This is a genomic window from Bacillus sp. IS1 (genome assembly GCF_032461585.1).
GTDB lineage: Bacteria > Bacillota > Bacilli > Bacillales > Bacillaceae > Bacillus > Bacillus velezensis.
Genome location: NZ_JAWCWR010000008.1, coordinates 30,870 through 57,503 on the forward strand (window position 1 = coordinate 30,870; position 26,634 = coordinate 57,503).

Sequence of the window (26,634 nt, forward strand, 5' to 3'; positions counted from 1 at the left end):
ACTTAACACCGTCTGGCATCTTCTGTATAATAAAAACTACGACATAATTGGAGGTGCTTCATATTGAAATTACGTCATTTTCTCTTAGGTGCAGGAGTCGGATTATGCGCTGCCATCGCAGTGAAAAAGTATGCGATGAAACCTTATATCTCTTCAGAAAAAGCGCTCCGTATCGTGAAAGCGGCTTTTAAACAGCGCGGGCCGATAGACGGATCATGGATTTACACAGAGCCCGAGCCCTACCAGGTAAACGGAGAAACCATCCAGGTATACAAAACCGGCGTGACACGTTCGGCATTCGGCGAACTGGAGCAATATGAAGTTATGGTCAATGCAAAAACAGGCCAGATTGTCGATGTCATTGATTCTGTCGCCTCATAATTCAGACAAGCAAAAAATAAAGCCCAAAACCATCAGCGTTTTGGGCTTTATTCGGTTACATCGGCCGAATTCGTTTATATACGGGGTGCCACATCGCGTCCTGCACCGCTTGGATCAGATCCTCGGGTTCCGTTTCCGCTACACCGTCCTGAATGGCTGCTTTCGCTACGGCTACCGCCACGGTTGCCGATACCGTCCTGAGATCCTCCACTTTCGGAAGCATCGGCGCACCGGGCTTGCCGACGTCCACCATACCGGCGATGGCATTCGCGCAGGCAACGAACATATTGTCCGTAATGAGCCTTGCTTTCGTCACAATCGTTCCGAGCCCGAGTCCCGGGAATACGAGCGCGTTATTCGCCTGTCCGATATGGTAGGTAACGCCGTTATACGCAACAGGCGGGAATGGACTTCCCGTAGTGACAAGCGCGCGGCCTTCCGTCCATTTAATTAAATCTTCAGGTTTTGCTTCTGATAATGTCGTCGGGTTTGACATCGGCAAAATAGCGGGCCGTTTGACATGCGAGGCCATTTCTTTGACGATTTCTTCCGTAAATGCGCCTGATACGGTGGATGTGCCGATCAGAATCGTCGGCTTGGCTTGACGCACCGTCTCCGCCAGATCGATTGATCCGCCTTCACCGCTGCGGCCGTACTCTTTCACTTCATCAGCAGGGCGAGCGTACGGAACCTGGAAATCACGCAAGTCCTTCATATCATCCGTTAACAATCCGTTTCTGTCGATACACCAAAAATGGCTGTAGGATTCTTCTTCGCTTAATCCGTCATGCACCATGGCTTCACGCAGCTGCTCAGCAATTCCGATACCGGCCGTTCCCGCGCCGAAGACGACGACTTTATGCTCTTTTAAAGGCACTTTTGATGCTTTCGCACACGCTAAAACAGCTGCAAGCGATACCGCGCCCGTTCCTTGAATGTCATCGTTAAACGTACAGACTTTATCTTTATACCGTTTTAATATGCCGCGGGCGTTAGCCGTACCGAAATCCTCCCAATGAAGCAGCGCATTCGGGAATGTTTCCCGGGCAAGCGAGACATACTCATCAATAAAGCGGTCATATTTCTCGCCGCGCACTCTTGAATGCTGGTTTCCGACGTAAAGCGGGTCATTTAAGAGGCTTTCCTGATTTGTCCCCGCGTCCAATACGACCGCAAGCACTCGTGACGGATCAATTCCGGCCGCCGCCGTATACACCGCGAGTTTTCCGACAGAAATGGCGATGCCGCCGACGCCCCAGTCACCGATTCCCAGAATGCCCTCCGCATCTGTCGCAACGATTAAGTCAATGTTTTCATTTTTTCCGAACTGCTGAAATGCGGCGCGCATTCCTTCAGGGTCATCTATTGACAAATACAGACCGCGGGGTTTTCTGTACTCATGGCTGTAACGCTGGATCGCGGTGCCGACGGTCGGCGTATATACGATCGGCAACATTTCGCCTAAATGATCATTTAACAGCCTGTAAAATAACGTTTCATTCCGGTCATGGAGAGCGGTCAAGTAGACATTTTTGCTCAGCTCATCAGGCTGCGAACTGAATTGTTCGTAGGCCCGCCTCGCCTGCTCTTCGATTGTCAATACTTTCGGCGGCAGAAATCCCTCGAGCCCGAGTTCCTTTCTTTCCTCCTGTGTAAAGGCCACCCCTTTATTTAAAAAAGGCGTAGAAAGCACTTCTAATCCGCGCAGAGTTGTTTTGATTTCTCCATCTTTCGTCACTTGAAATTGATTCACCTGTCTCTTCCTTTCAAAGCAATTTGTCTTAGGTTTGCTTTTATTCCCGAAATTCATACAGGTAAATCATCGATCCGCTTATTTTTTCTCCCGTTTGACAGATGCAGCCACTTCGCCGTCTTCGCCCCATTTTACCGCTCTGTAAATCGCGTCGTGATAGAAAATCAGCCAGGCGTCTTTTTCTGCCGCGAACGTCTGCCATTTCTGCTTTTCTGGAATGGAAGTCATTGGATAATCATCATAGGCCAGCACCCATAACGGATTTTTATGCGCGTTCGTCGGCATCAGGTCGGCAAAATGCACAGCCGTCTCCCCTCCGTCTTCTAAGACGATGACGCTGTGGCCGTCGCTGTGGCCGCCGGTGTGGTGCATCGTAATGCCTTCTGTCAGCTGATACTCGTTCTCAAAGGTTTCGACCTGATCTTGTACCGCCTCCCAATTTTCTCTCCAATATGTATTTTTCGATCTGATATTAGGATTTCTCATTTCGCGCCACTCTGTCGCAGAAGTGATAATGCGGGCATTCGGGAAAACAGAGACAAGCTCCTCTCCGCTGTACTCCGTCAGGCCGCATGCATGGTCAAAATGAAGATGGGTCATCGCGGCAATATGAATGTCCTCACAGGAAAGCCCGAGTTCACAAAGAGATTGTTTCAGATTGGATTCCTGTGTTACGCCGTAATTCCTTTTTTGTTTATCAGAGAATTTCCCTCTGCCGATACCCGCGTCAACCAATATATTCAGGCCGTTTGTTCTGATCAGAATCGGGTCTGTTCTTAATTCAATCTGGTTTTTGTCATTTACGGGGTATTTTCTCGACCATAAAGGCTTCGGGACAACGCCGAACATCGCTCCGCCGTCCATATGCGTTACACCGCCGTCCAGCCATGTTAGTGAAATATTCCCAATATTCAATGTCTCCATCTTGATCCCTCCTGATGTAATGGTAGCAAATGGCGGCATAAAAAAACAGACTCCCGCATCAGAGTCTGTCTTTTGTTCTCCATTCAACTTCGGCCCGGTAAATCGGCTGGCCGAGCGCGGAGAATTTTTCTTCGTATTCTGTCATAATATTGCCCTTCGGATCGCTGTTGTGCAGATCAAGGCTGACTTCCGTCAGAAGCAGGCCGTATTCGGAAAAGCTTTTCAGAGAGTATTCGAATAACCCGCGGTTATCGGTTTTAAAATGAATCTCACCTGTTTCGCCCATCACTTCTTCGTATTTTTTCAAGAATGTTTTAAATGTTAAACGGCGCTTTTCGTGACGGTTTTTCGGCCACGGGTCAGAAAAGTTTAAATATACGCGCTTGATTTCTCCCCGTTCAAATACGTCATTCAGTGTTTCCGCGTCTATATTTAACAAACGGACATTGTGAGCCCCGCTGTCCTTTACTTTTTGGACGGCAGTGACGATGACGCTTTTAAACAGCTCAATCCCGATATAGTTGATATCCGGATTCTGCTTGGCCATTCCTGAAATGAACTGCCCTTTTCCCGTACCGACTTCAATATGGATCGGGTTGTCATTGCCAAAGACCGTGTTCCACCGCCCTTTATACTGGGCCGGGTCACTGATGGCGATGTCAGCGTTTTCTGCCAGAAAATCATTCGCCCAAGGTTTATGGCGCATTCTCATATGATTGACACCTCTATCTATAATTTCGAGTAACAACATACCATGAAACATAAAGAGCCGCAAGCGCCTTTTAAAGGCGCCGGCTGCATAAAAAAAGAGGCTCCCCGGTCCGGAACACTCATGTGATGCATAAAACCGCACCGCTTTGCACAATGTATGACACAGAAAGGATGTGTATATGAATCATGGGCTTAACAAGCGAACATCAGGTCCGGTTATTAAAGGACATACTGGCCGACCACCAATTGGATTGCTGCGGCACGGTTGCCGAGTATGAACAGCTGGAGCGCGTCATCAAATCACTGATGGCCAACACCGGGCTTGATTCAAATATAAAAAACGTGCTCGAGGATGTCTACCGCTACAGCCAGTCCGGCATCACGGCCGATTCCATCGACACGCATATTCAGGAGCACCAAAACCATTTGTCCCAATGGGTGGAGCAGATGGATTCGTACTCCTGACTACTTGACAATCCGCTTCATCAGGGCATGAAGCTCTTCCATGGCATCATGATACGCTTTGTCGTTTCCTTTTGATTTGTGCCAGGCGATGAAGGTGATGGTCTCCAATAACATGTACCACGCCATCCGCAGCCGAAGCCCTTCCGTGAGCTTCATGCCGTACATCCCAAGCCAGCTGTCCCACGCTGGCTCTTCGACGTAATGATACAATAAAGGGCCGAGATCCATGGCCGGATCGGCTATCATGGCGCCGTCCCAATCTATTAAATACAGCTGGTTGTCTTCAGACAGAAGCCAGTTATTATGATTCACATCACAATGGCAAACGACTTTTTCACCGAATTGCACCTGATCCACATGAGCTTCCAAATAAGCAAGGCCTTCCTGAATAAGCGGCGAAAATTGCCGCACGGCAAAGACGGCCTGCTTCAGCTGCGACAAAAGGGCGCCCGGATCAAGCGGTTCTTTTCCCAATCTTTTCAGCATGTCGAGCAAAGCTTTTGATGTGTGGATTTTGCGGAGCAGCTCAGCCACCGGGCGTCCGCTCATATCCTTTGCCTTCAGCTCCCTGCCCGCCATCCAATGCTGAGCCGTAATGACGTCTCCGTTTTCCATCCGTTTCGTCCAAACCAGCTTCGGAACAATGCCTTCGGCGGATAACACGGCTAAAAAGGGCGAGCTATTACGTTTTAAAAAAAGCTGTTGGCCGTTATGTTTCGCATAATATGCATCTCCTGTAGCTCCTCCGGCGGGGAAGATCTCCCAATCGCTACCTAGTAATTGTCCCAACCAGTTCATATCAATGTTCAACCCATCATTTCTTAAAATATTTTAGAATAGGCCTCCAGCCTTTCACTATTGGCGGAGCGGCCTGTCATAAACAATTTCATGAGAATAAAAAAGACAGCTATTGAGAGTCTCATATGCTAATCAATAGCCGTCCTATAAATTTTAGCGCTACAGCACAAACTTCGTCAAGCAAAACTAGCAAGAACACCTGTGAATTCTGAAGATTTATGCCGCGAACCGCTCTTTGCCGTGAAACATGTGACGGGTTTCATTTGTTTATTATGTTTTTATTTTCAACGGCGTACCGCCCGGCATAAGCCGAAACGGCGTCGTTCCGATCAGCTCGCCGTCAGCGTGAAACGGAATTTTCCCATCTGTTTCAAAAACGAATTCCTTCCCCTTTATCATCGTCACTCCTTCCATTTTGATATGCCGGCCGAAGCTCATCGCCCATAAAAAACGATACAGCGAGAAAAAGGACAGGTTTTCTGCGATGACAATATCAAAATGGTTTTGACGGGGATTTGCTGAAGGCGCCGCTTTCATGCCGCCTCCGTAATAAGGGTGATTAGCCGCAATGACAAACCAGACATTGCGGAATTCATGCCTCTGGCCGTCTGCCTTACAAACAAATCTGAACGGCTGAAACCCCGTGGCCGTATGTAAATGCGCGAGCGGGTAAATCACAAAGCCGAGACGCAAAAACCGAAGAACGCGCGAAAACGGAAAATTCGCGGCTGCCTTCAAAACTGAGGCATCGAAGCCGACAGACAGGTGGTTAATAAAATAAAGTGATTGCGCTTTGTCATGAAAAAAGTTGATGTTTCCCGCAAAAAATTTCCGTGTGAGCGGGCGGTGCAGACTTTTGATTTCTTGGAGGAGCGCCGACTTCTTAATACCGAGCCCTTTCGAAAAGTCATTGTACGAACCGGCAGGCACAAAGGTCAGCTCAATCTGATCCGTTCCTTTCAGTCCGTTAATGACTTCATGCATCGTCCCGTCACCGCCGATGACGAACAGCCGCTTAAGCTTATGATCCTGCATCATTGAAATCTGTCTCGCCAGCACTTCCGCATGTCCGGGATGCCCGGTCAAAAAAGAGCGGTGGCTAACCCCGCGCCTGGTCAGCTCTTTTTGAACTGATTTCCAGACACGCCGGCCCCGCCCGCCCCCTGAGGCCGGATTAATAATAAAAAACCATTGACTCATCGTTTGTTTTCACCTGCTTCATAGATGAAGAGACAGCCGGCAAACGTCCGTTTTAATCAAGCCATTCCTGTCTCCGGCTTGAATCGCTCAAGCCGTAAGACAAAAGAGCCTTCGCCGCCTTCAGCTGGTGGTGCTTGATCGGCGCCGTATTTTTCTGCTGCTTTTCCAGCCACTCTGCGGCAGTCCGTTTATCAGCTATTTCCAGCCCGTACGGCGGCTCCGGGTAATCAATATAAGATGTTCTGCTGAGCAAAAGCTTCCGCACGGGAATGTCGGCCTGCTTTTCTTTTACGATTTGCGAAACGACCGAGCCTGTCCGGTGCAGGCTGAGAGACGGATTCAATACTTGGCGCGTGCTGCCGGAGCCCCTTTCTTCCCAAAAACGGTGTTTTGATCCGATATATACGCTGTCCTCTTCCGCTTCCATAAAAGCGGCGCAGAAAATCTCCAGCGGCGAGATGATGATCATGCTCAGTTCGACGGACGCCTGCTGAATTTGCAGAACCGGATGATACATCACAAAATAGGAATCGGGCAGCTTTTGAGCCAGCATTTTTAACATCCTGTCCCTTTTGACCGCCTGCGAAAGCTCAGACTTTTGAGAAAGCGTGGAGCTCGCCCATTTTAATTGAAAGTCATACAGCTGATCTTTGAAAAAAGGCGCGAGCTCAGACTTTTGAGACGGAAGATTCCCGAACAGCGCCTCTTCTCCCTCCGGCTCATCAAACCATTGGTGCCTCTTTTCATTTATATCGGCCGTATTTTCTTCTTTTCTCTTTTTCAAAGAAAATTTTTTCCTGGCCGGCGCTTGATCGGTTTCCCCGCCCGCAGCCGTTTCCGTTTCTTTTTCTTCCGTCATCCGGTCAAACGCTTCAAGAAGCGCCTCCCAGCGTTCTTTCTTCAGCCGGATAAACTGGTTCATATAATGATATGGATCAAGTTCATATCTGGATATGCAGTCGTGAATTTTGATGATCTGTGCCATGTGATTTCTCCACTCCGAATATTTGTTTATGTCAATTGAAACTGTGCGATTTCTTCGTATTTAGGCGACCGGTCAAGATGGGTCTGAAACAGGGAAAACCGGCTGACGGCACTTTGCACCCTGCCGCTTTCAAACGGCACATCGTCAGGAAACGGCCGGTCTCCCGCCCACTTCCGCGCCATCGTCATATGAGGGTGATACGGCCGTTTTTCCACTTGAAAACCGGCTTTCAAAACAGCCTGTTTTGTTTTTTCCCGCAAATCAAAGAGCAGTTCATTCCGTTCGGGCTCAAGGTGAAGCACTCTCGGCTGTCTGCGGTCGCCGAAAATATCCAGATGCTGAAACTGTACGGTAAACGGCTGCGCTGCCGACGCCGCATCTGCGAGCAGAGACGATAATTTCGCAAGCCGTTCTTCATCCGCGGCTCCGAGAAAAATGAGTGTAATATGATAGTCATGCGGGTGCACCCATTTTTTGAATGACAACGCCGGCTCCCTTTTGGCTGCTTCCCAAATCGGTTCAGCAATGTCAGCCGGAATCGGAATGCCGATAAAATAATGCGGCAATGAAGCTTTCATACGAGGATCTCCCCCTCTTTGGTTATGGTGTTATTATAAAACGGATAAGCGGAGAGGAGAACCCTGTCCGCTCATTATGATAGGATATTATGTACCGAACGTTTTATACAGAAAGGAATGAGCCGGCCTTGAAAATCGTAAACAGCACGGCGGAGCTGATCGGCGGCACACCGATCGTAAAGCTCAATCGCCTTCAGCCAGAACATGCAGCACAGGTCTATTTAAAATTAGAATCGTTTAACCCGAGCGGCAGTGTCAAAGACAGAGCGGCTTACAATATGATCATTGAAGCGGAAAACAGCGGGCATTTAAAACCTGGCTCTGTCATCATCGAACCGACAAGCGGCAACACAGGCATCGGCCTGGCGATGAACGCGGCGGCGCGCGGCTACAAGGCAATCCTCGTCATGCCTGACACAATGACGAAAGAACGCATCAACCTCCTGAAAGCGTACGGCGCGGAGGTTGTGTTAACACCGGGGGCGGAAAGAATGCCCGGCAGCATCAAAAAAGCGAAAGAACTCGCCGAACAGATTCCGGGAAGTTTTATCCCGATGCAATTCGATAACGGCGCTAATCCAGATGCCCACCGAAAAACGACCGCCATTGAAATCTATCAGGCCGTTCAGCAGCTCAACAGACCGCTCGGTGCTTTTGTGGCAACGGCAGGAACGGGCGGAACCATTACCGGAACCGGAGAAACGCTGAAGGAGCTTTTCCCGGATATGATTGTTCATGTCGCCGAGCCTGCGGGATCTCCCGTCCTGTCTGGCGGAAAACCCGGCGCTCATAAGCTTGTCGGGACAAGCCCCGGATTTATTCCCGGCATACTGAATCAGGACGTTTACGATGAAATCATGAAAATATCTGATGAAGATGCGTATACGACAACACGGCGTCTGGCCCGGGAAGAAGGTATACTCGTCGGCCCGTCTTCAGGCGCCGCCTGCTTCGCCGCCATTGAAACCGCCAAACGCCTCCCTTCCGAACAGATCGTCATCTGTATGACGGCCGATACGGGAGAACGTTATTTATCAACGGATTTATGGTCATTTGAATGATAAAAAGGGATGCCGCTTTCGGCGTCCCTTTTTATTATCACTTGGCAAGCTCATAAATGGCTTCGGCGTATAAAGCGGTTGACCGGAGAAGGTCATCGATTTCAATGTACTCATCCTTTTGATGCGCGCTGTCAGGCCGGCCGGGGAACAGTGGCCCGAACGCGACGCCCGCCGAAAGGGATCTCGCATACGTTCCTCCGCCGATTGAAATTAGATCCGCTTTCTTTCCCGTCTGTCCTTCGTAAACCTTTTGAAGCGTCTTTACGAGCGGATGATCGGCAGAAACGTGGTGCGGTTTGCTGTCTTTAAATTCTTCAAGCCGGAATTCTTCAGCAGACGTAAAAGCATCACGGATGACTTTGCTGTCTGAAGTGACGGGATAACGGATGTTGATGCCGAGTTCTCCTTCCTCACCCTTTCTGTATGTAAAGGTGCCGACATTCAATGTAAGCTCTCCGCTGATGTCATCCCTGCAATCAATTTTCAGTTTTTTGCCTCGTGTATCATTTGAAAAATAGTCACTGACGGTTTTGACAAAGTGCTTTCCGGCTTCATCCAGCTCTGTTCCGTTAAGGCATTCAGCAAGCTTTAAGCCGGCATTGACACCATTATCCGGTTCCATCGCATGGCATGATTTTCCGTATACCCGAAGCGTCAGTTTTCCATTTTCCGAAACTGCTTCACCTTGTGTTTTTGACTGCTCAAGCCATTTGCTGAAATATGCGTGCACGGCATCAAGACCGTTCCCTTCAATAACCGCTTCAGCCGCATCCGGCACCATGTTCAAGCGCAGTCCTGAACGGAATGACAGAAGCCCGTTTTTTGCGTCTTTATCAGAAGCGCTTTTTGCAATGCGCAGTGACGCATCTATAATTCCTTTTTCCGCGTTAATGATCGGAAAATCTGCGTCAGGAGCAAAGCCGATGTCAGGCATTTTTTCGTGTTTGAAGTAGTGATCCACGCATCTCCAATCACTTTCTTCATCCGTCCCGATGATGATTCTCACGCGTTTGGATAAAGGAAGCTGCATGTCTTTGACGATTTTCAGCGCATAAAACGCCGCCATTGTCGGCCCTTTATCATCTATGGCGCCTCTGGCATATATCCGGCCGTCCCTGATATCGGCTGAAAACGGATCGCTCGTCCAGCCGTCTCCGGGCGGAACGACATCGACGTGGCACAGAACGCCGACGGTTTCGTCACCCGTTCCCCATTCAATATGGCCCGCATAGCCGTCAAGATTCTTTACGGTGAAACCTTCTTTTTCACCGAATTCCAACAGTGACGTCAGGCTGGCATTGACGCCTTCTCCAAACGGCCGGCCGGGACCGGCTGTTGATTCGTCCATTACGCTGTTGATCTGCAAAAACTTCTGCGTGTCACGGATCAGATCTTCTTTGTTTCTGATGACTTCAACTTCCCAGTTCATCACAAATCCCCTTTCTTGATAAAGACTTGCAAAATGTCGATAAAACGAATAATATAGATGATGTTTTGAAAAAATGTTCGTCATTGGAGGTACTTATGTTTCATCTCGACAAGCATCAAACGACAATAAAAAGAGAAATTACCGCGGGATTGACCACCTTTTTCACAATGGTATATATCATTGTCGTCAATCCGGTGATCCTTTCCAATGCGGGAATTCCGTTTGACCAGGTATTCACCGCGACGATTATCGCTTCCATTGTCGGAACTTTATGGATGGCTCTCGCTGCGAATTTTCCGATCGCCATTGCCCCCGGCATGGGCTTAAACGCGTATCTTGCCTTTCACGTTGTCGGCACAGGCAGCGGCATTACGTATCAGACGGCTTTCAGCGCCGTTTTTATCGCGGGAGTCATCTTTATTATTTTATCGTTAACGCCTTTAAGAAAACAACTTATAGAAGCGATTCCGGACAATTTAAAATACGGAATTACGACCGGCATCGGCTTATTTATCGCTTTTATCGGCTTACGCCAATCCGGAATCATCACGGCTGATAAATCTAATCTGGTCGCACTTGGCGATCTTCATTCGCCCGCCGTCATTTTAACGCTTATCGGACTTATCATCAGTATTGTACTGATGGTGCTGAATGTAAACGGGGCTCTGTTCATCGGAATGGCGCTGACCGCTATCATTGCCTTTTTGACCGGACAGATCCATTTCGCGAAAGGATTCATGTCCTTCCCGCACCTGCCGGAGGGGCTTTTGATTACAAATCCGTTCGGTGCCCTCGGGGATGTCGTGCATCACGGTCTGTACGCCGTTGTGTTTTCTTTTCTTCTCGTTACGATTTTTGACACGACCGGCACCATGATCGGTGTCGCCGAACAAGCGGGATTGATCAAAAACAATCAGCTGCCGAATGCCAGAAGAGCGCTTTTGGCTGATTCGACCGCTACCACGGTGGGAAGCATCTTCGGCACCAGCCCGACGACCGCGTTCGTTGAATCTTCAGCAGGTGTGGCGGCCGGCGGAAGAACGGGTCTGACGGCGCTGACGATAGCCGTTATGTTTGCCGTTTCCATGTTTTTCAGCCCGCTTGTCAGCGTCTTATCGGAAGTGTCCGCGATTACGTCACCGGCTCTGATTATTGTCGGCAGCCTGATGATGGGTGCGGTATCGAATATCCGCTGGAATGAGCTTGATGAAGCGTTCCCGGCCTTTCTCGTCATTTTGGCGATGCCTTTAACGTCCAGTATTTCAACCGGAATCGCACTTGGCTTCATTTCATATCCGCTTGTTAAAGCAGCTAAGAAAAAATGGCGCGAAATCCATCCTCTAGTCATCATCTTCGCCGTGCTGTTTTTTATTCAGCTTTTTATTTTGAACGGACATTAAGAAAAATCCCTTTCCTTTTTCGGAAAGGGATTTTCACATATAAAGAACGGAAAGAATCGCGGCAATGAGACACCAGGCGGAACAGATGATTTGAATGACGGTTAATGCGCTGTTTCGCGCCCGGAAATAATCATCACTGTCTCTCTTGATACCGCTTAAAACCGGTTTATCCGTGATCCGGTCAAATAAAAGCGACGCGGCATAGCGGCTGACGATCGCAAATAAAATAAGGACTGCCGGCTTCACTAAGAGCGGAAGAACGAGAATAAGAGCCGTAAAAGCCGCGGTTAAAAGGTAAAGCTGCCGGAGATACCCGCCGTTTCGGATCAGCACTTTAAAGAACAATTCTTTCCACGCCGTATACGCCGACCGTTTTGTAAAGATGTGCTTTGAGCCGGGATATAAAAACGGCTTGCTCCGCCCTTTATTTTTACCATTCGGGAGCTGCACATCATGGCTGAGCATCAAAACAGAGGCCGCGAATGAAAGCTTGCGCCTGTTCTCCTCAAGCACTTCTTCCTCAAAGGCTGATAATGTCTCCGTCCCTTTCCAAGTCAAAAGAGCGGAACAGATGAACAATATACAGCCCGCCGGCCAAAGCCAATACCATTCGGCGGCAAAGACGATCATAAAAAACGCACCCGCCATCAGAACCATCACTTTCAGCCAGCCCACCGCCTGAGTCCCGAATGTCCGCCTGCTGTTTTTTCTGTGCCGGTGCACCGCTAATATTGCAGTATGGAAGCCGAACAGACAGCAAAACATACCTGAATATGCCGGTAAGGTACAGTCACCGTATTGGCGCCATAAGGGAAATAACAATACGGCAAGCGCACCCCATTTGATAAGGGAAAGGAACATCGAATACAAAAGCGCGTATCGTTTCAGCTTTTGCATCAGATGTTTTGCATGCACCAAAAATACGTGATCCGCTTCCAGCAAAAAGGTATGAATAAAACCCGTGCACAATAGCAGGGCACTGAATACATACAGCCAGCCCCATCCTAATACTCCTGCCGCTCCATTAAGAAGCCCCCTGCCGTTCAGCCAATCAGCATATTGATAAACGGCAAATGCGGCAGCCGGAAGAACGATATACAGCGCGACCGTCCAATCAATGACCGGCTGGAACACCTTCCATTGATACCGCCAATAATGAAACAGCCTTTGAAAAAACAAAGCCCGCCCGGTCATCGCTGACTGCTCCGAACCGCTGAATAAAAGCAATCCAGCAGTGAACGGCTCCCCGTTTTTTCCTGAAGCTCCTCTAACGTGCCTTGAAGAAGCAGAGCGCCCTGATCCAGCAAATAAAACCGGTCGCAGATTTTTTCCGCCGTATCCAGAACATGAGTGCACATTAAAATCCCCGCGCCCCTTTCTTTCTCAGCAATCAGCATGTCGGTAAACAGCTTTGTTGAGATCGGATCAAGTCCGATAAAAGGCTCATCAATGATGTAAATATCCGGCTTCGCCAAAAATGCCTGTATGAGCATCAATTTTTGCTGCATCCCTTTTGAAAAGCCGGAAGGCAAATCATGTTTTACAGACGTCAGCGAAAACTCTTCAAGCAGCCGCCCTGCCCGCTCACGGCATTCTTCCCCTTCTATACCCCGCAATGACCCGGTCAGCTCGAGGTGCTCCCAAAGCGTCAGTTCATCGTAAAAACTCGGACGCTCCGGTATGTAAGCATAAGAGGAATCATTCCACTCAATATCGCCTTCTATATCCCGGGACAGCCCGAGAACCGCCTTTATCACTGTACTTTTCCCCGCGCCGTTCGCTCCGATTAAACCGGCAATTTCACCAGCGTTGACTGACAGAGATACATCAGAAATCACCTTCGGCCTGTCAGCATAACCGGCGCAGACAATGTTTGCATTCAATAATTCTCCCAAACTTCTCACTCCCCCGTTTTCATACGGACATGTATAAAAAAAGTTTCAGTTTCCATAATAATAAAAGCGGACCGGACATAGTAATGCACCAAGGCGGCACCCATTTGGAAAAAATTATCTGCGCTTATTCCTAGATTCATGTCGTCCATATCGTGTATAATGGAGGCAGTTAAAAGAGAAAAAACAGAATGTCATCCTTTGTTGCTTATTCGTACGAAGTTTTAGAGTCGAAAGTTGTGGTATATCAAGTCCATCCGATCTTATGATAGGGAGTGGTTTTTTGAAACCTTCAACAAATCGTATGCTGACTCGGATTAAATCAGTTTACATGTTCATCCAGGAAAAAGGCCTTGTGACAACACAGGAACTGGTTGATGAATTCGGCATTACACCTAGAACCATTCAGCGAGACTTAAATGTGTTAGCATACAATGATCTTGTTCATAGTCCTAGCCGAGGCAAGTGGGAGACAACACGAAAAAAAGTGAAAATTACATCTTAAGCGAACAATTACATAAGGCCCTTTTCGGCCTGACATGCTGCAAGGCAAAGCAGCGTCTTTGCCTTGTTTTTTGTTCCTCTATATAAAAAGCCCAAAACAAATCTGTTTTGGGCTTTTCTGATATCGATTACACTTCAGCGCCTCTCAGCGTTTCGAGCTCCTCTTCAGTCAGCTCGCGGAATTCTCCCGGTTTAAGATCCGGGTCAAGAGAAACAGCCCCCATCGAAAGCCGCTTCAAATAAGCCACTTCATTTCCGACAGCCTTTGCCATCAGCTTCACCTGATGATATTTGCCTTCTGTAATGGTCAAGTGAATCACCGTTTCATCCGGACTTTCTGTAATGATTTCAACGGCTGCCGGCTTCGTCTTATAGCCTCCTTCAATGAAGACGCCTCTTTCCAGATGAACGATGTCTTCCGGTGACAGAGGTGAAGTTAACCGGACCTCATATGTTTTAGGCACATGCTTTTTCGGAGAAAGCAGGCGATGAGCGAGCTGCCCGTCATTGGTCAGAAGCAAAAAGCCTTCCGTATCCTTATCAAGACGTCCCGCCGGAAACGGTTCAAATCGCTGTTCTTCAGGCGTCAGCAGATCAACCACCGTTTGCTGGCGGCTGTCTTCGGTAGCGGACAGCACTCCTTGCGGCTTATTCATCATGACATAAATAAATTCACGATAATCTGCCGGCTCTCCGTATACCGTGATGTCCTGTTTTTCCGGATCGACATGGGTTTTCACATCTTTCGCCGGCTCTCCGTCAATCATGACAGCCCCAGCCTTGACGATTTTTTTCACATCTTTTCTTGAGCCGAATCCGCTGTTGGCGAGCAGCTTATCAAGTCTCATCCTGATCCTCTCCTTTAAAAAGAAAAGCCCGCGATAAGCGGACTATTCATTATTCTTAATGGGCGGAATGCCTGCCACTTCTCAAAACGCGGGGCAGACGGTTTCCAAACATTTTCTGTAAAAATCCGATTCGGTACGCGGCAAACATGTACACCGCACCGCCGACAGCGGCGCAGACAAAGACGACAATCGCCGCATGCACCTGGCCGCTTTGGTATGTTACAAAGAAGCTGAGCAGCCATTGAGTCAGCTTGACCGCGACTCCCATCAGGACGGACAGGACTGCGATTAAAATGACCCGTTTTATAAGTACCGTATACGAATAGCCCGCATGGCGCTTAATCATGATAAAACCGTACAGAAGAGAAGCGATATAACCGAGCGCCGTTGCCAGGATGGCCCCGTCTCCCTGAAACAGCTTGATCAGCGGCACGTTCAGCACCACTTTTATAATGACGCCGATGAAAAGGCTCACGACAGCAAATTTCTGCTTATTAATCCCTTGCAGGATCGCGGCGTTTACGGTAAACAGAGAAAACAAAATCGCGACAGGCGCGTACCAGAACAATATATCCTGTCCGATATCCGGGCGAAGACTTTCAGAGCCGTAGAAGAACGTATAGGCCGGCCCCGATAACACGGACATCCCGACAACGGCGGGAATAACCAAAAACAGAATGATTTGCATCGTCTGGTTAATCTGCTGGTTCAAAAGCTTATAATTCCTGCTCGTAAACGATTCAGTAATCGTCGGAATCAGCGTCAGACCGAAAGCGGTCGCCAGAGAAACCGGGATCATGACAAGCTTCGGCACATAAAGGGTGACAATCGCAAGCATGTCCTGGCTGATATCCTTATGGCCCGCCGCAATCATCGCTTTATTAAACGTATTCGTATCGATATATGAATACAAAGGAATCGCCAGTCCGACAAATACGTAAGGAGCGGCATAACTGAAAAGCTCAATGAACATTTTTTTATAACTTAAGTTCGCAGACGGGACGAGATTCGGCTTCATCGCCAGGAGATCGCCCTTCCGCTTATTCCAGTAAATATAAAGGACGACAAGCCCTCCGAATGATCCGATCAGCGCCGCGAAAGTCGCGTATCCGACTGCGATAACAAGGCCGCCGTTGATCACTCTTAAAATCAAATACGTTGCGCCCAATAAAAAGATGATCCGGGCAAGCTGCTCCACAACCTGTGAAACGGCTGTCGGCCCCATCATCTGGTGACCTTGGAAAAAACCGCGCACAAGACTCATAATCGGCACGACCAAAAGTGCCAGACTGACCATCCGGATGACATAAACGACGTGGTCAATCGTAAGTCCGTTGTTACTCGTGCCGCCGAGAGATGTTTCCGCAAAAAACGGCGCCGAAATATAAAGAATTGAAAAAGCGATCATCCCGGTTACGAGCATAACCGACATTCCCGCTCTCAGCATCCGCCTGCTCGTCTCATAGTCTCCTTTGGAGTTATATTTCGAGACAAATTTTGAAACCGCGGCGGGAAATCCCATCGTGGCAATGTTTAAAAACAGTGTATATTGATTATATCCGTATTGAAACAAAGCTCCGCCCGTCGCTCCGACCATCGCTCCGAACGGGATCAGATAAATCATCCCTAAAATCCGCGATATATAGGTGCCGAGCGTCAGCACGAACGTGCCCCTTAACAATTTGCTTGACATGTTTCCTCATCACCATTTTCTACGAAGATTCAACTTTTCTATTTTAACACAACTGGGCAATTAGACGGTAATAATTACAGCGGGAAACTTTTTGGGAAAACCCTTTAAAAAACAAAATACGTTTAAGGATTCCCTTTCTTTCGCTATAATAGCAGAAAGCGGACATTTCCGCCTATTATACGTGAAAAAGAAAGTTGTTGATGAAATATGAAACATTATGACGTGATTGTGATCGGCGGCGGTCCGTCCGGTTTAATGGCTGCGATTGCCGCAGGCGAAGAAGGGGCGGACGTATTATTAATCGATAAAGGAAACAAGCTGGGACGGAAGCTGGCGATTTCCGGCGGCGGGCGCTGCAACGTGACCAACCGCCTCCCCGTTGAAGAAATCATCAAACACATCCCCGGCAACGGCCGCTTTTTATACAGCGCGTTTTCCGAATTTAATAATGAAGATATCATCGCCTTTTTTGAAAAACTCGGCATTCAGCTGAAAGAAGAAGACCACGGGCGCATGTTCCCGGTGACGGACAAAGCGCAAAGCGTTGTCGATGCGCTTTTGAACCGATTAAAACAACTGAATGTCACCACCCGCACAAATGAAAAAATCAAAGAAGTGCGGTACGAGAACGGCAGGACAGCAGGCATTACGACAAACAATGACGAACACATTAACGCAGACGCCGTCATTATCGCGGTCGGCGGAAAATCAGTCCCGCATACCGGCAGCACCGGAGACGGCTATGCATGGGCGGAAGCGGCCGGTCATATCGTGACCGAACTCTTTCCGACGGAAGTGCCGGTTACGTCGTCAGAACCGTTTATTAAACAAAAAACACTTCAGGGGCTGTCTCTTAGAAACGCGGCCGTCAGCGTCCTGAATAAAAAAGGCAAACCAATCGTCACACATGTGATGGACATGCTGTTTACCCATTTCGGCTTGTCAGGCCCCGCCATTCTCCGCTGCAGCCAGTTTGTCGTCAAAGAACTGAAAAAGCAGCCAGAGGTCAAACTCCGCATCGATCTGTTTCCCGGCATCAACGAGGAAGAGTTATTTCAAAAGATGCACAAGGAACTGAAAGACGCACCGAAAAAAGCGCTCAAAAACGCGCTGAAGCCGTGGATGCAGGAACGGTACCTGCTTTTTCTTCTGGAACGGAACGGTCTTGATCCGCAGACAAGCTTTACGGAACTGCCGAAGGATCAATTCAGGGCTTTTGTCAAAGACTGCAAACAATTTACGGTTGCCGCTGACGGAACGCTTTCTTTGGACAAAGCGTTTGTCACAGGCGGAGGTGTTTCCGTAAAAGAGATTGAGCCGAAACAAATGGCGTCTAAAAAAATGGAAGGCTTATATTTTTGCGGAGAAATACTCGACATTCACGGCTATACCGGGGGCTACAATATCACTTCAGCCTTTGTCACGGGTCGTCTCGCCGGTTTGAATGCAGGACGTTTCTCACGCTCGCTCTAAATGGTTTAAAGCGCATTTACCTGAGCGTCCCCGTTGATAATTGACCAAAAACATGATAGAGTTTTCTGCGTTTTGTTTCACCTGATTGAGGGAATAGGAAGAAAGGAATGATCTGCAATCGTACGACCACACTAAAACAAAATGGCGTATTGAAAAAAATAGTCAGAGGGTGAGAACGTTTGAAGAAGAACATCTCCAGTGTTTTTTGGATTGTGATTGTCATCACAGCAGCTGCGGTTTTATGGGGGGCCATTTCTCCTGACAGCCTGCAGCAAGTCACTGATACGGCACAAAAATTTATTACGGATTCTTTCGGCTGGTATTATCTGCTGGTCGTTTCTATATTTGTCGGTTTCTGTCTCTTTCTCATTGTGAGTCCGATCGGCACAATAAAACTCGGCAAACCCGGGGAAAAACCGGAATTCGGCTTATTATCATGGTTTGCCATGCTTTTCAGCGCGGGCATGGGAATCGGTTTGGTATTTTACGGGGCTGCGGAACCGATCAGCCATTACGCCATCAGCTCTCCCTCAGGTGAAACAGAAACGCCCCAAGCATTTCGTGATGCGCTCCGGTACACATTTTTCCACTGGGGGCTGCACGCTTGGGCCATCTATGCGGTCGTCGCTTTATGTATCGCATATTTTCAATTCAGAAAAGACGCGCCCGGTTTGATCAGCAGCACACTGACACCGCTTTTGGGCGATAAAGTAAACGGGCCGATCGGCAAAGCAATTGACTGTATCGCGGTGTTTGCGACCGTTGTCGGTGTGGCGACAAGCTTAGGGCTCGGAGCGACTCAGATCAACGGCGGTCTGCATTATTTATTCGGCATTCCGAAAACATTTTCCATTCAGCTGATCCTGATCGCTGTCGTGACCGTGTTATTTTTGATTTCTGCGTGGAGCGGAATCGGCAAAGGGATTAAATACTTAAGCAATACCAACATGGCGCTCGCGGGTATTTTAATGATCTTTATGCTCATTGCAGGCCCGACGGTGCTGATTATGAACTCATTTACCGATTCTATCGGCCAATACATCCAAAATATCGTGCAGATGAGCTTTCGCTTGTCTCCGAATGATCCCCAAAAACGCGAATGGATTAACAGCTGGACCATTTTCTATTGGGCCTGGTGGATATCCTGGTCGCCGTTTGTCGGCATTTTTATCGCCCGTGTATCAAGGGGCCGGACGATCCGGGAATTTTTAATCGGGGTGTTGGTGACACCTTGTATATTGGCTTTCTTATGGTTTGCGATCTTCGGTGTATCCGCGATGGATCTTCAGCAGAAAGGCGTATTCAATGTCGCGGGAATGTCAACGGATACGATGCTGTTCGGCGCACTCAGCCACTATCCGCTGACAATGGTGACATCCGTATTAACGCTTGTTCTGATCGCTGTATTCTTTATTACATCAGCGGATTCAGCGACATTTGTGCTTGGAATGCAAACGTCTTACGGCTCATTAGACCCGTCAAACCGGGTGAAAATCATCTGGGGCATCATCCAGTCCGCCGTGGCAGCGGTATTATTATATTCCGGCGGTCTGGCCGCACTGCAAAACACGGCCATTCTCGCCGCGGTTCCGTTTTCAGTCGTGATCCTTCTGATGATCGTGTCTCTGTACAAGTCATTAGCGAGCGAGAGAAAAGGAATCAAACAAGCGGAGAAATACCAAAAACCGAGAAGCCCCCGCGTCAAAAAAGCATAATGCACAAAGAAGCCCGGCATTTCGTCCGGGCTTTTTTATTTTCGGTATAAAATGAGAGCGGAAAAACAATAAAGCTGCTCACCTTCAGGATCACAGGCCGCCGCTACCGTATATTTAATATCAACGAGCTGTTCATCAGAAATCCCCTTTAAAAATGTATTGACTTCAGTCTGCAGATCCTTTTCATGCTCCTCATCAAAAACAGCTATCTTCAGCACATCACCCTCTCCTTTCTCTATCAATTTATTCCGGTTCAATTGAAATATGATAGAGAAAAACAGATTTTCTTTTTTACTGATTTTTACTAAAAGCAACCAAAAATAGTTGTTGAAAACGCTTACTAACGTATGATAATATCATTTTAACAATAACCAGGTCATTTCTATTTAGTAAATATTTAGTAAAAAGGAGATGCGAAATGGTCCGTCTCAAAGATATTGCCTTACAGGCATCTGTATCCAGCGCGACAGTATCGAGAATTTTGAATAAGGATGACTCTTTGGCCGTGACTGATGAAACAAGAGAAAAAGTTCTGAGGATCGCCGATGAGCTGGGCTATCAGCCGTCGGCAAAAAAACGGAAGAACCGCAGCCGCAGCGATTCAGCGCCCCTGATCGGCGTTGTCAGCTGTCTGTCACCGGAAGAAGAACGGCAGGATCCTTATTTTTCGGCGATCCGAAAAGGCATTGAGGAAGAATGCTTTCGGCAAAAAGTTTTTATCACATCTTCTATCCATCTCGGTTCTTTTCAAGAGCATATGTTTCACGAACTGGACGGCGTGATCGTCATCGGCAGCCTGCAAGACGAGGCGCTTACGAATATCAGCGCCGCTTTCAGGCACGCGGTATTTGTTAACGGCACCCCCGATCCCGCCCGCTACGATTCCGTCAGCGTGGATTTTTATGCCGCAGCGCAGAAGGCGATAGAACATCTTCTGTCGCTCGGTTATCAGCGGCTCGGTTATATCGGCGGCCGGGAGCGGGAGCATACCGTCATAGACGGCGTAAACAGCAATAAAACGATTGAGGATAAGCGTCTGACCGCTTTCTTACAAATGGCCGGCGCCGAGCCGGAGCATGTACTGATCGGCGAATACAGCATGCACGAAGGGTTCCGGCTGATGAATGAAGCCATCAAAGGCGGCAGTCTCCCCGATGCCTTTTTTATCGCAAGTGATTCGATGGCTGTCGGCGCTTTAAAAGCCTTGCAGGAAGCCGGCCTTCAAGTCCCGCGCGATACGGCGGTTGTCAGCTTCAACGGAATTGATGAGGCAGAATACGCCAGCACGCCGTTATCAACGGTAAAAGTATACACGGAAGAGATGGGCCGGACGGGTGTCAAATTGCTTCTCGACCGTTTAAACGGCAGAACCGTCCCGCTGGCCGTGACGCTCCCCACTTCATTGATTGTCAGACAAAGCTGCGGCTCACAAGAAAGGAGGTGACGTGTCCCGCAGCGTTACTATCATATTTAAAGGAGGAAAAGATGAAACGCTTACTGGCTTTGTTTCTTTCTTTTACTTGCATGATCCTTCCCGGCTGCTCGGCAGAACAGAGCGGCGCCGGAGAAAAGCAGAAAACATTGACAGTCTATTCCACCATATCCTCAGACAGCGAACGCGCCGTATTCAGAAAGTTGGCTGATTCATTCCAAAAAGAACATCCGGACATTCAAGTAAACGTTCATTTCCCAGGCAATGACTACGAAAATATGATGAGGGTCAGAATGGCGGCCGGTGATATGCCCGATCTTTTCGACACACACGGCTGGGCCAAAATCCGCTACGGAGAATATACCGCTGACCTCAGCGGCATGTCTTGGACGAAGCGGCTCGATCCGAATTTAAACAACATGCTCAAAGACGCCAAAGGCAGAATATACGCCTTCCCTCTGAATCAGGCAAAGGACGGACTGGCCTACAACCGCACACTGTTGGAAAAATACGGAATAAAACCGCCGGAAACAATGGATGATTTTATGAAGGCATTGAAACAGATTAAAGAAAAAAGCGGCGGAACAATCACCCCCTTTTGGTTTGCCGGCTATGAGAAAAGCTCATTTGCCCAATATTACGATCAATTCGCCGCACCGCTTCTCATCACAGATCCCGCACACCGTTACAAAAAACAGCTGTTAAACGGAACCTTCCGCTGGACACACTTCACCTATTTATCTGACAAACTGAAAGAGATGCAAAAGGAAAACCTGCTCAATATAGATGCCGTGACGGCAAAACGGTCCCAGCTCATTGAACTGATGGCGCAAAACAAAATCGCCTTTACGCTGCAGGGCGGCACCCTCGGCCAAGACGTCGCTCAAATCAATCCGAAGGTAAAAGTCGGCATCATACCGACCCCGGCCGTCCACAAGGGAGACGCGCCGGTTTGGATCGGAGGCGAACGTTACACGCTGGCGGCATTCAAGGATTCCCCGCGGCTTGAAGAAGCGAAACAGTTTATCGCATTTATGGCCCGCCCCGAGCATGCAAAATCAATTGCCGAAGCGACCTCGCTTCCGGCCGGATTAGTGAATGTGCAAACGGACATTTTCTACGCAAATGACTATAAGCGCTATCAGCATATTAAGGTGCAGCCTTATTTTGACCGCCTTTATTTGCCGAACGGAATGTGGGATGTGATGGGAACAGCCGGGCAGGAGCTGATGGCCGATATCTTAACCCCCGCTGAAATTTCAGCGAAACTCGGCAGGGAATATAAGCGGCTCCGGCTTCAATCTGATTCACGGGGAGCTGAAAAAGAATGAGTGATCTTGCAAGAGAAACTCAAGGATTTCAACATCAAAAGCCGGTAAAACCCGCGTCACTGTGGTGGATGTACGTTCCCGCTCTTGCCACGGTTTTTATTTTCATGATTTTTCCGTTTGTCAAAGGCGCTTTTATCACATTTACAAACTGGAACGGCTTCTCACAGACGTATCAATGGGTGGGGGCCACTCAATATAAAAGGCTTTTTACAGATCCGGACACGTGGCTTGTTGTGAAAAACACTTTGCTTTACGGCATCGGAAGCACTTTTTTTCAGAATATGCTCGGACTTTTATATGCGCTGCTTTTGAATCAGAGCTTAAAAATGAAGGCGCTCACAAGAACGATCGTCTACCTGCCCGTCATTATCAGTCCGCTGATTATGGGATACATTTGGTATTTTATTTTCTCATATGACGGGGGTGCGCTGAATGATGTATTTGGCGCACTGGGAATCGGTCCTGTCAACGCCTTGGCAAGCCCTGCGGCAAACCCGTGGATTATCGTCATGATTAACACGTATCAATACGCAGGCATTGCGATGATTGTATATTTAGCGGGGCTGCAAAGCATTCCGAAAGATTATTACGAAGCCGCAAAAATGGATGGCGCTGGAGGTCTTCAGCCGTTTTTCACCATCACCCTGCCTTTATTGATGCCGGCTGTCACCATCAACATGGTCATCAATATCATCGGAGGGCTGAAGCTGTTTGATGTCATTTTCGCGCTGACCGCAGGCGGGCCGGGCAATTCCTCTCAATCGATGTCGACGTTTATGTATGATTTATATTTTAAACGGCAGGATGCGGGATATGCCGCCGCCCAAGGAGTATTTATGTCCGTCATTATTCTTGTCATCAGCTTTTCGGCTCTCGTGTATTTCAAGCGAAAGGAGACGGAAATGTCATGAAAACAGCCCGAATGCGGATTTTTACGCTGTTGGCAGCCGTTATCTCGTGCGTTCATATTGTCCCCTTTTATATTTTGCTGACCACGTCATTAAAAGCAAAAGGAGACTACAGTTCAAAATGGTCGCTGCCATCCGTCTTTTCATTTCAGAATTTTCGTGAAGCATGGGAACGTGCCTCTCTCGGGCAATCCTTTCTGAACACGATCATCATTACAGCCGTTTCCGCCGCTTTGTTAATTTTCATGGGTTCGCTTGCCGCATACCCGCTCGCAAGAAGAAATACAAAGCTGAACAAAATCATCTTCGGCCTTTTGATTTCAATCATGATCATCCCGCCTTTGACTTCCATGGTTCCTTTATACAAGATGGTCGCTGATGCGGGGCTGATCAATACGCATGCCGCAGCCATTCTCATTAATACGGCTGCATATATGCCGCTGACCGTTTTCTTATATTCAGGGTTTATCCGCTCTTCCATTCCGAAAGAGCTTGAGGAAGCCGCCAGGATGGACGGCGCGGGATTGATCAGGACTTTTTATACAATCGTGTTTCCTTTGTTGAAACCGATTACCGCAACGGTCTGCATTATTTCCTGCGTGTTTATCTGGAACGATTACCAATTTGCGATTTTCTTTTTACAAGATCAACAGGTGCAGACATTGACCGTGGCCATGACGGGATTTTTCGGCGAAAACGCGAACAATCTTCACTTAGTCGCCGCAGCCGCGATTATGGCGATGCTGCCGATGGTCGTATTGTTTTTGGCGCTTCAAAAATATTTTATCTCAGGGCTGTCCTCCGGGGCGGTCAAAGGCTGAGAAGAAAAGGGAGGAATTTCTGTTGAAGAAAATTACGTTTATCGGAGCGGGAAGCACGATTTTCGCAAAAAATGTACTGGGGGACTGCTTACTGACTGAAGCATTAAACGGGTTTGAATTCGCGCTTTATGATATTGACGCTGTACGGCTGAAAGAATCCCAGCTCATGCTGGAAAACATGAGAGACCGCTACAATACGAGTATATCCATCATCTCCTACGATGACCGAAAACAGGCGCTGAAACACGCCGGCTATGTGATAAACGCCATTCAGGTCGGAGGCTATAAACCCGCGACGGTCATTGACTTTGACATCCCGAAGCGGTACGGTCTCCGTCAGACGATTGCCGATACCGTCGGGATAGGCGGCATTTTCCGTTCCCTTCGCACCATCCCCGTTTTATTTGACATCGCAAAAGACATGGAAGAGGTCTGCCCGGATGCGTGGCTGTTAAACTATACAAATCCGATGGCCTCTCTGACCGGAGCGATGCTCAGACATACAAATGTCAAAACGGTCGGCCTGTGCCACAGCGTCCAGGTATGTACCAAAGATCTGTTTGACTCACTCGGCATGGATCATGAAGGTACGGAAGAACGCATTGCCGGCATCAACCATATGGCTTGGCTTTTGGAGATTAAAAAGGACGGAATTGATTTATATCCGGAAATCAAAAGACGGGCACGCGAAAAACAAAAGACGAAACATAAGGACATGGTGCGGTTTGAGCTGATGGATAAATTCGGCTGCTACGTAACGGAATCATCTGAGCATAATGCCGAATATCACCCGTATTTTATAAAAAGCCGGTATCCGGAGCTGATAGATGAACTCCAAATCCCGCTTGATGAATATCCGAGGAGATGCGCGGAACAAATCAACAATTGGGAAACGATGAGAGACGGCATCATCAACAACCAAAACCTGACGCATGAACGCTCAAAAGAATACGGTTCGAGAATTATTGAAGCGATGGAGACGGGCCGTCCGTTCACATTCGGCGGCAATGTGCTGAATACCGGGCTGATACCGAATCTGCCAGCGAAAGCGGTCGTTGAAGTGCCTTGCACAGCCGTCAAAAACCACATTATGCCGTCCTATTCGGGCGAACTTCCGGAGCAGCTCGCGGCGCTCAACAGAACAAACATTAACACACAGCTTTTAACCATCGAAGCGGCCGTTACTTTAAAAAAGGAAGCCGTATATCAGGCGGCCATGCTTGACCCGCATACGAGCGCCGAGCTTTCCATGAATGACATCATATCTTTGTGCGATGACTTATTTGAAGCGCACAAAGACCGGCTCCCGGCTTATCACTGATCATTCGCGATCCGGCCCCGGAAAGGCTGGATCGCTTTATATGTTCAGCACCAGTTTGACCGTCTGTAAGGTGTGTCCCCTAAAGTCTTCTTCAAATTCACATACCCATTGAAACCCTTTCGCTTGATAAAAGGACAAGGCGATGCGGTTCTCTTTTTCTGCATGGACATAAAGCTTTTTTACCCCGCCGGACTGCCTGATGCATTCTTTAAGGAGTGCCGTTCCTATCCCGCTTCCCTGGCAATCCGGGTCAATATAGATGGCGGTCAGCTCCGCATTTCCGTCTTTTTGAACCGGGGTGACATTTGCAAAACCGAGCACTCGCCCCTCTTCTTCTGCCACAAAGAACAGAGAATGCAAGAGCCGGCGTTCCATCATCTCATCCTGATAGGCGGATTCGAGAAACTGATCTTGAATGTGTCTGGGAATAATCCCTTCATACGTATGATGCCAGCTTCGTTCTGCGACTTGCCGGACCTGTTTGATATCGTTTGTTTTCATAGCGCGGATCATCGGTTTCACCTGATTCGCCTCCCGTTTTTTATAAAAAAAGAAGAAAAAGACGCACGTCCCTTTTCTTCTTCCACTTCAAAGCGTTATTTCTTCGGCTTTGTTTCGCCTTCCCACTCCAGCATGCCGCCTTCAACATTAACCGTACGGAAGCCCTGCTCATGTAAATACATACAAACGTTCATGCTTCTTTTTCCGGAACGGCAGATAAATACATACTCCTTGTCCTTGTCTAACGCATCCATCTTCTCAGGGATGTCCCCCATGCGGATGTGAACGGCCTGCGGAATCATTCCTTCGGCAACTTCTTCGTCTTCTCTGACATCAATCAGATACAGCTCTTCTCCCGCTTTTAATTTTTCTTCCAGTACGGCTGTGCTGATTTCATTTATTTTCAATGTGTGACACTCCCATTCATCTTTATGGTGTTAAGTATACCAAAGCCCGCGGTGCAATTTCTATGATAGAGGCCTGATAAAAAAGCCCCTCTCTGTAGGAGAG

At 48.3% G+C, this 26,634-nt stretch carries 27 protein-coding genes; 12 read left to right on the forward strand and 15 right to left on the reverse strand.

Annotation, left to right across the window (positions count from 1 at the left end; genetic code table 11):
* The first annotated feature begins 63 nt into the window (after positions 1 to 63).
* A complete protein-coding gene (locus tag RUW00_RS20225; protein ID WP_003152366.1) occupies positions 64 to 381 on the forward strand; it encodes a PepSY domain-containing protein in 318 nt (105 codons plus the stop codon).
* Between the two features lie 55 nt (positions 382 to 436).
* Here RUW00_RS20225 and RUW00_RS20230 read toward each other — a convergent pair whose 3' ends face one another.
* The 3 genes from RUW00_RS20230 to trmB form a co-directional block, all read right to left on the reverse strand.
* On the reverse strand, positions 437 to 2,134 hold the full coding sequence (locus RUW00_RS20230; protein ID WP_007408782.1) for an NAD-dependent malic enzyme: 1,698 nt from the start codon (positions 2,132 to 2,134) through the stop codon (positions 437 to 439).
* Positions 2,135 to 2,212: 78 nt separating this feature from the next.
* On the reverse strand, positions 2,213 to 3,058 hold the full coding sequence (locus RUW00_RS20235) for a YtnP family quorum-quenching lactonase (protein ID WP_280145389.1): 846 nt from the start codon (positions 3,056 to 3,058) through the stop codon (positions 2,213 to 2,215).
* 58 nt (positions 3,059 to 3,116) lie between these two features.
* Positions 3,117 to 3,770 (reverse strand): tRNA (guanosine(46)-N7)-methyltransferase TrmB, encoded by a 654-nt coding sequence (gene trmB / locus RUW00_RS20240; RefSeq protein ID WP_003152359.1) that lies wholly within the window; start codon positions 3,768 to 3,770, stop codon positions 3,117 to 3,119.
* Between the two features lie 185 nt (positions 3,771 to 3,955).
* Between trmB and RUW00_RS20245 the strand changes: the two genes are divergently transcribed.
* On the forward strand, positions 3,956 to 4,234 hold the full coding sequence (locus RUW00_RS20245; protein WP_003152357.1) for a YtzH-like family protein: 279 nt from the start codon (positions 3,956 to 3,958) through the stop codon (positions 4,232 to 4,234).
* On the opposite strand, the gene RUW00_RS20250 is transcribed toward RUW00_RS20245, so the two are convergent.
* The 4 genes from RUW00_RS20250 to thpR form a co-directional block, all read right to left on the reverse strand.
* Positions 4,235 to 5,032 carry a phosphotransferase family protein gene (locus RUW00_RS20250; RefSeq protein WP_280145390.1) on the reverse strand — a complete coding sequence of 266 codons (798 nt, stop codon included), beginning with the start codon at positions 5,030 to 5,032 and terminating at the stop codon, positions 4,235 to 4,237. It abuts the gene before it with no gap.
* 270 nt (positions 5,033 to 5,302) lie between these two features.
* Positions 5,303 to 6,232: a YegS/Rv2252/BmrU family lipid kinase gene (locus tag RUW00_RS20255; protein WP_280145391.1), complete on the reverse strand. Its 930-nt coding sequence runs from the start codon at positions 6,230 to 6,232 to the stop codon at positions 5,303 to 5,305.
* Positions 6,233 to 6,284: 52 nt separating this feature from the next.
* On the reverse strand, positions 6,285 to 7,217 hold the full coding sequence (locus RUW00_RS20260; protein ID WP_017418394.1) for a hypothetical protein: 933 nt from the start codon (positions 7,215 to 7,217) through the stop codon (positions 6,285 to 6,287).
* 26 nt (positions 7,218 to 7,243) lie between these two features.
* Positions 7,244 to 7,795: an RNA 2',3'-cyclic phosphodiesterase gene (thpR, locus tag RUW00_RS20265; protein WP_280145392.1), complete on the reverse strand. Its 552-nt coding sequence runs from the start codon at positions 7,793 to 7,795 to the stop codon at positions 7,244 to 7,246.
* Positions 7,796 to 7,884: 89 nt separating this feature from the next.
* Here thpR and cysK point away from each other — a divergent pair, with 89 nt between their 5' ends.
* The gene (cysK, locus tag RUW00_RS20270) at positions 7,885 to 8,856 is read left to right on the forward strand and encodes a cysteine synthase A (protein WP_020954278.1); all 972 of its coding nucleotides are present in this window, start codon (positions 7,885 to 7,887) and stop codon (positions 8,854 to 8,856) included.
* Between the two features lie 37 nt (positions 8,857 to 8,893).
* Here cysK and pepV read toward each other — a convergent pair whose 3' ends face one another.
* Positions 8,894 to 10,285 carry a dipeptidase PepV gene (gene pepV / locus RUW00_RS20275; protein ID WP_280145393.1) on the reverse strand — a complete coding sequence of 464 codons (1,392 nt, stop codon included), beginning with the start codon at positions 10,283 to 10,285 and terminating at the stop codon, positions 8,894 to 8,896.
* A 95-nt stretch (positions 10,286 to 10,380) separates the two neighbouring features.
* Between pepV and RUW00_RS20280 the strand changes: the two genes are divergently transcribed.
* Complete coding sequence (locus RUW00_RS20280) at positions 10,381 to 11,685, forward strand: NCS2 family permease (RefSeq protein ID WP_014418668.1); 1,305 nt, start codon at positions 10,381 to 10,383, stop codon at positions 11,683 to 11,685.
* Between the two features lie 33 nt (positions 11,686 to 11,718).
* On the opposite strand, the gene RUW00_RS20285 is transcribed toward RUW00_RS20280, so the two are convergent.
* Together RUW00_RS20285 and RUW00_RS20290 are read right to left on the reverse strand one after the other, a co-directional pair.
* On the reverse strand, positions 11,719 to 12,879 hold the full coding sequence (locus RUW00_RS20285) for an ABC transporter permease (protein ID WP_315956760.1): 1,161 nt from the start codon (positions 12,877 to 12,879) through the stop codon (positions 11,719 to 11,721).
* Positions 12,876 to 13,580 (reverse strand): ABC transporter ATP-binding protein, encoded by a 705-nt coding sequence (locus RUW00_RS20290; protein WP_021494477.1) that lies wholly within the window; start codon positions 13,578 to 13,580, stop codon positions 12,876 to 12,878. Before RUW00_RS20290 ends, RUW00_RS20285 begins: the two co-directional genes overlap by 4 nt.
* A 280-nt stretch (positions 13,581 to 13,860) precedes the next feature.
* Between RUW00_RS20290 and RUW00_RS20295 the strand changes: the two genes are divergently transcribed.
* Positions 13,861 to 14,082 carry a DeoR family transcriptional regulator gene (locus RUW00_RS20295; RefSeq protein ID WP_003152337.1) on the forward strand — a complete coding sequence of 74 codons (222 nt, stop codon included), beginning with the start codon at positions 13,861 to 13,863 and terminating at the stop codon, positions 14,080 to 14,082.
* 127 nt (positions 14,083 to 14,209) lie between these two features.
* Here RUW00_RS20295 and RUW00_RS20300 read toward each other — a convergent pair whose 3' ends face one another.
* Positions 14,210 to 14,929: a pseudouridine synthase gene (locus RUW00_RS20300; RefSeq protein ID WP_280145395.1), complete on the reverse strand. Its 720-nt coding sequence runs from the start codon at positions 14,927 to 14,929 to the stop codon at positions 14,210 to 14,212.
* A 55-nt stretch (positions 14,930 to 14,984) separates the two neighbouring features.
* Entirely contained in the window at positions 14,985 to 16,622 is a 1,638-nt protein-coding gene (locus RUW00_RS20305; protein ID WP_280145396.1) for a putative polysaccharide biosynthesis protein, read from the reverse strand.
* Between the two features lie 207 nt (positions 16,623 to 16,829).
* Here RUW00_RS20305 and RUW00_RS20310 point away from each other — a divergent pair, with 207 nt between their 5' ends.
* Together RUW00_RS20310 and opuD are read left to right on the forward strand one after the other, a co-directional pair.
* A complete protein-coding gene (locus tag RUW00_RS20310) occupies positions 16,830 to 18,095 on the forward strand; it encodes a BaiN/RdsA family NAD(P)/FAD-dependent oxidoreductase (RefSeq protein WP_280145397.1) in 1,266 nt (421 codons plus the stop codon).
* 179 nt (positions 18,096 to 18,274) lie between these two features.
* Positions 18,275 to 19,810 carry a glycine betaine transporter OpuD gene (gene opuD / locus RUW00_RS20315; protein WP_014418673.1) on the forward strand — a complete coding sequence of 512 codons (1,536 nt, stop codon included), beginning with the start codon at positions 18,275 to 18,277 and terminating at the stop codon, positions 19,808 to 19,810.
* A gap of 35 nt (positions 19,811 to 19,845) precedes the next feature.
* Here the strand turns inward: opuD and RUW00_RS20320 are convergent, their stop codons facing one another.
* On the reverse strand, positions 19,846 to 20,028 hold the full coding sequence (locus RUW00_RS20320; protein WP_003152309.1) for a sporulation protein Cse60: 183 nt from the start codon (positions 20,026 to 20,028) through the stop codon (positions 19,846 to 19,848).
* Between the two features lie 200 nt (positions 20,029 to 20,228).
* On the opposite strand from RUW00_RS20320, the gene RUW00_RS20325 reads away from it, so the two are divergent.
* From RUW00_RS20325 to melA, 5 genes are read left to right on the forward strand one after another with little or no spacing between them, the layout of a single operon-like run.
* Positions 20,229 to 21,254, forward strand: coding sequence for a LacI family DNA-binding transcriptional regulator (locus RUW00_RS20325; RefSeq protein ID WP_038459551.1), 1,026 nt, complete (start codon positions 20,229 to 20,231; stop codon positions 21,252 to 21,254).
* 41 nt (positions 21,255 to 21,295) lie between these two features.
* Entirely contained in the window at positions 21,296 to 22,573 is a 1,278-nt protein-coding gene (locus tag RUW00_RS20330) for an ABC transporter substrate-binding protein (protein WP_061862494.1), read from the forward strand.
* Complete coding sequence (locus RUW00_RS20335) at positions 22,570 to 23,484, forward strand: carbohydrate ABC transporter permease (RefSeq protein WP_191389137.1); 915 nt, start codon at positions 22,570 to 22,572, stop codon at positions 23,482 to 23,484. Before RUW00_RS20330 ends, RUW00_RS20335 begins: the two co-directional genes overlap by 4 nt.
* A complete protein-coding gene (locus RUW00_RS20340) occupies positions 23,481 to 24,302 on the forward strand; it encodes a carbohydrate ABC transporter permease (protein ID WP_280145398.1) in 822 nt (273 codons plus the stop codon). Before RUW00_RS20335 ends, RUW00_RS20340 begins: the two co-directional genes overlap by 4 nt.
* Before the next feature lie 22 nt (positions 24,303 to 24,324).
* Positions 24,325 to 25,623, forward strand: a complete 1,299-nt coding sequence (gene melA, locus RUW00_RS20345) for an alpha-galactosidase MelA (protein ID WP_014418677.1) — start codon at positions 24,325 to 24,327, stop codon at positions 25,621 to 25,623.
* A gap of 36 nt (positions 25,624 to 25,659) precedes the next feature.
* On the opposite strand, the gene RUW00_RS20350 is transcribed toward melA, so the two are convergent.
* Together RUW00_RS20350 and RUW00_RS20355 are read right to left on the reverse strand one after the other, a co-directional pair.
* On the reverse strand, positions 25,660 to 26,136 hold the full coding sequence (locus tag RUW00_RS20350) for a GNAT family N-acetyltransferase (RefSeq protein ID WP_014418678.1): 477 nt from the start codon (positions 26,134 to 26,136) through the stop codon (positions 25,660 to 25,662).
* Positions 26,137 to 26,219: 83 nt separating this feature from the next.
* Positions 26,220 to 26,531, reverse strand: coding sequence for a rhodanese-like domain-containing protein (locus RUW00_RS20355; RefSeq protein ID WP_021494484.1), 312 nt, complete (start codon positions 26,529 to 26,531; stop codon positions 26,220 to 26,222).
* Positions 26,532 to 26,634 lie beyond the last annotated feature (103 nt).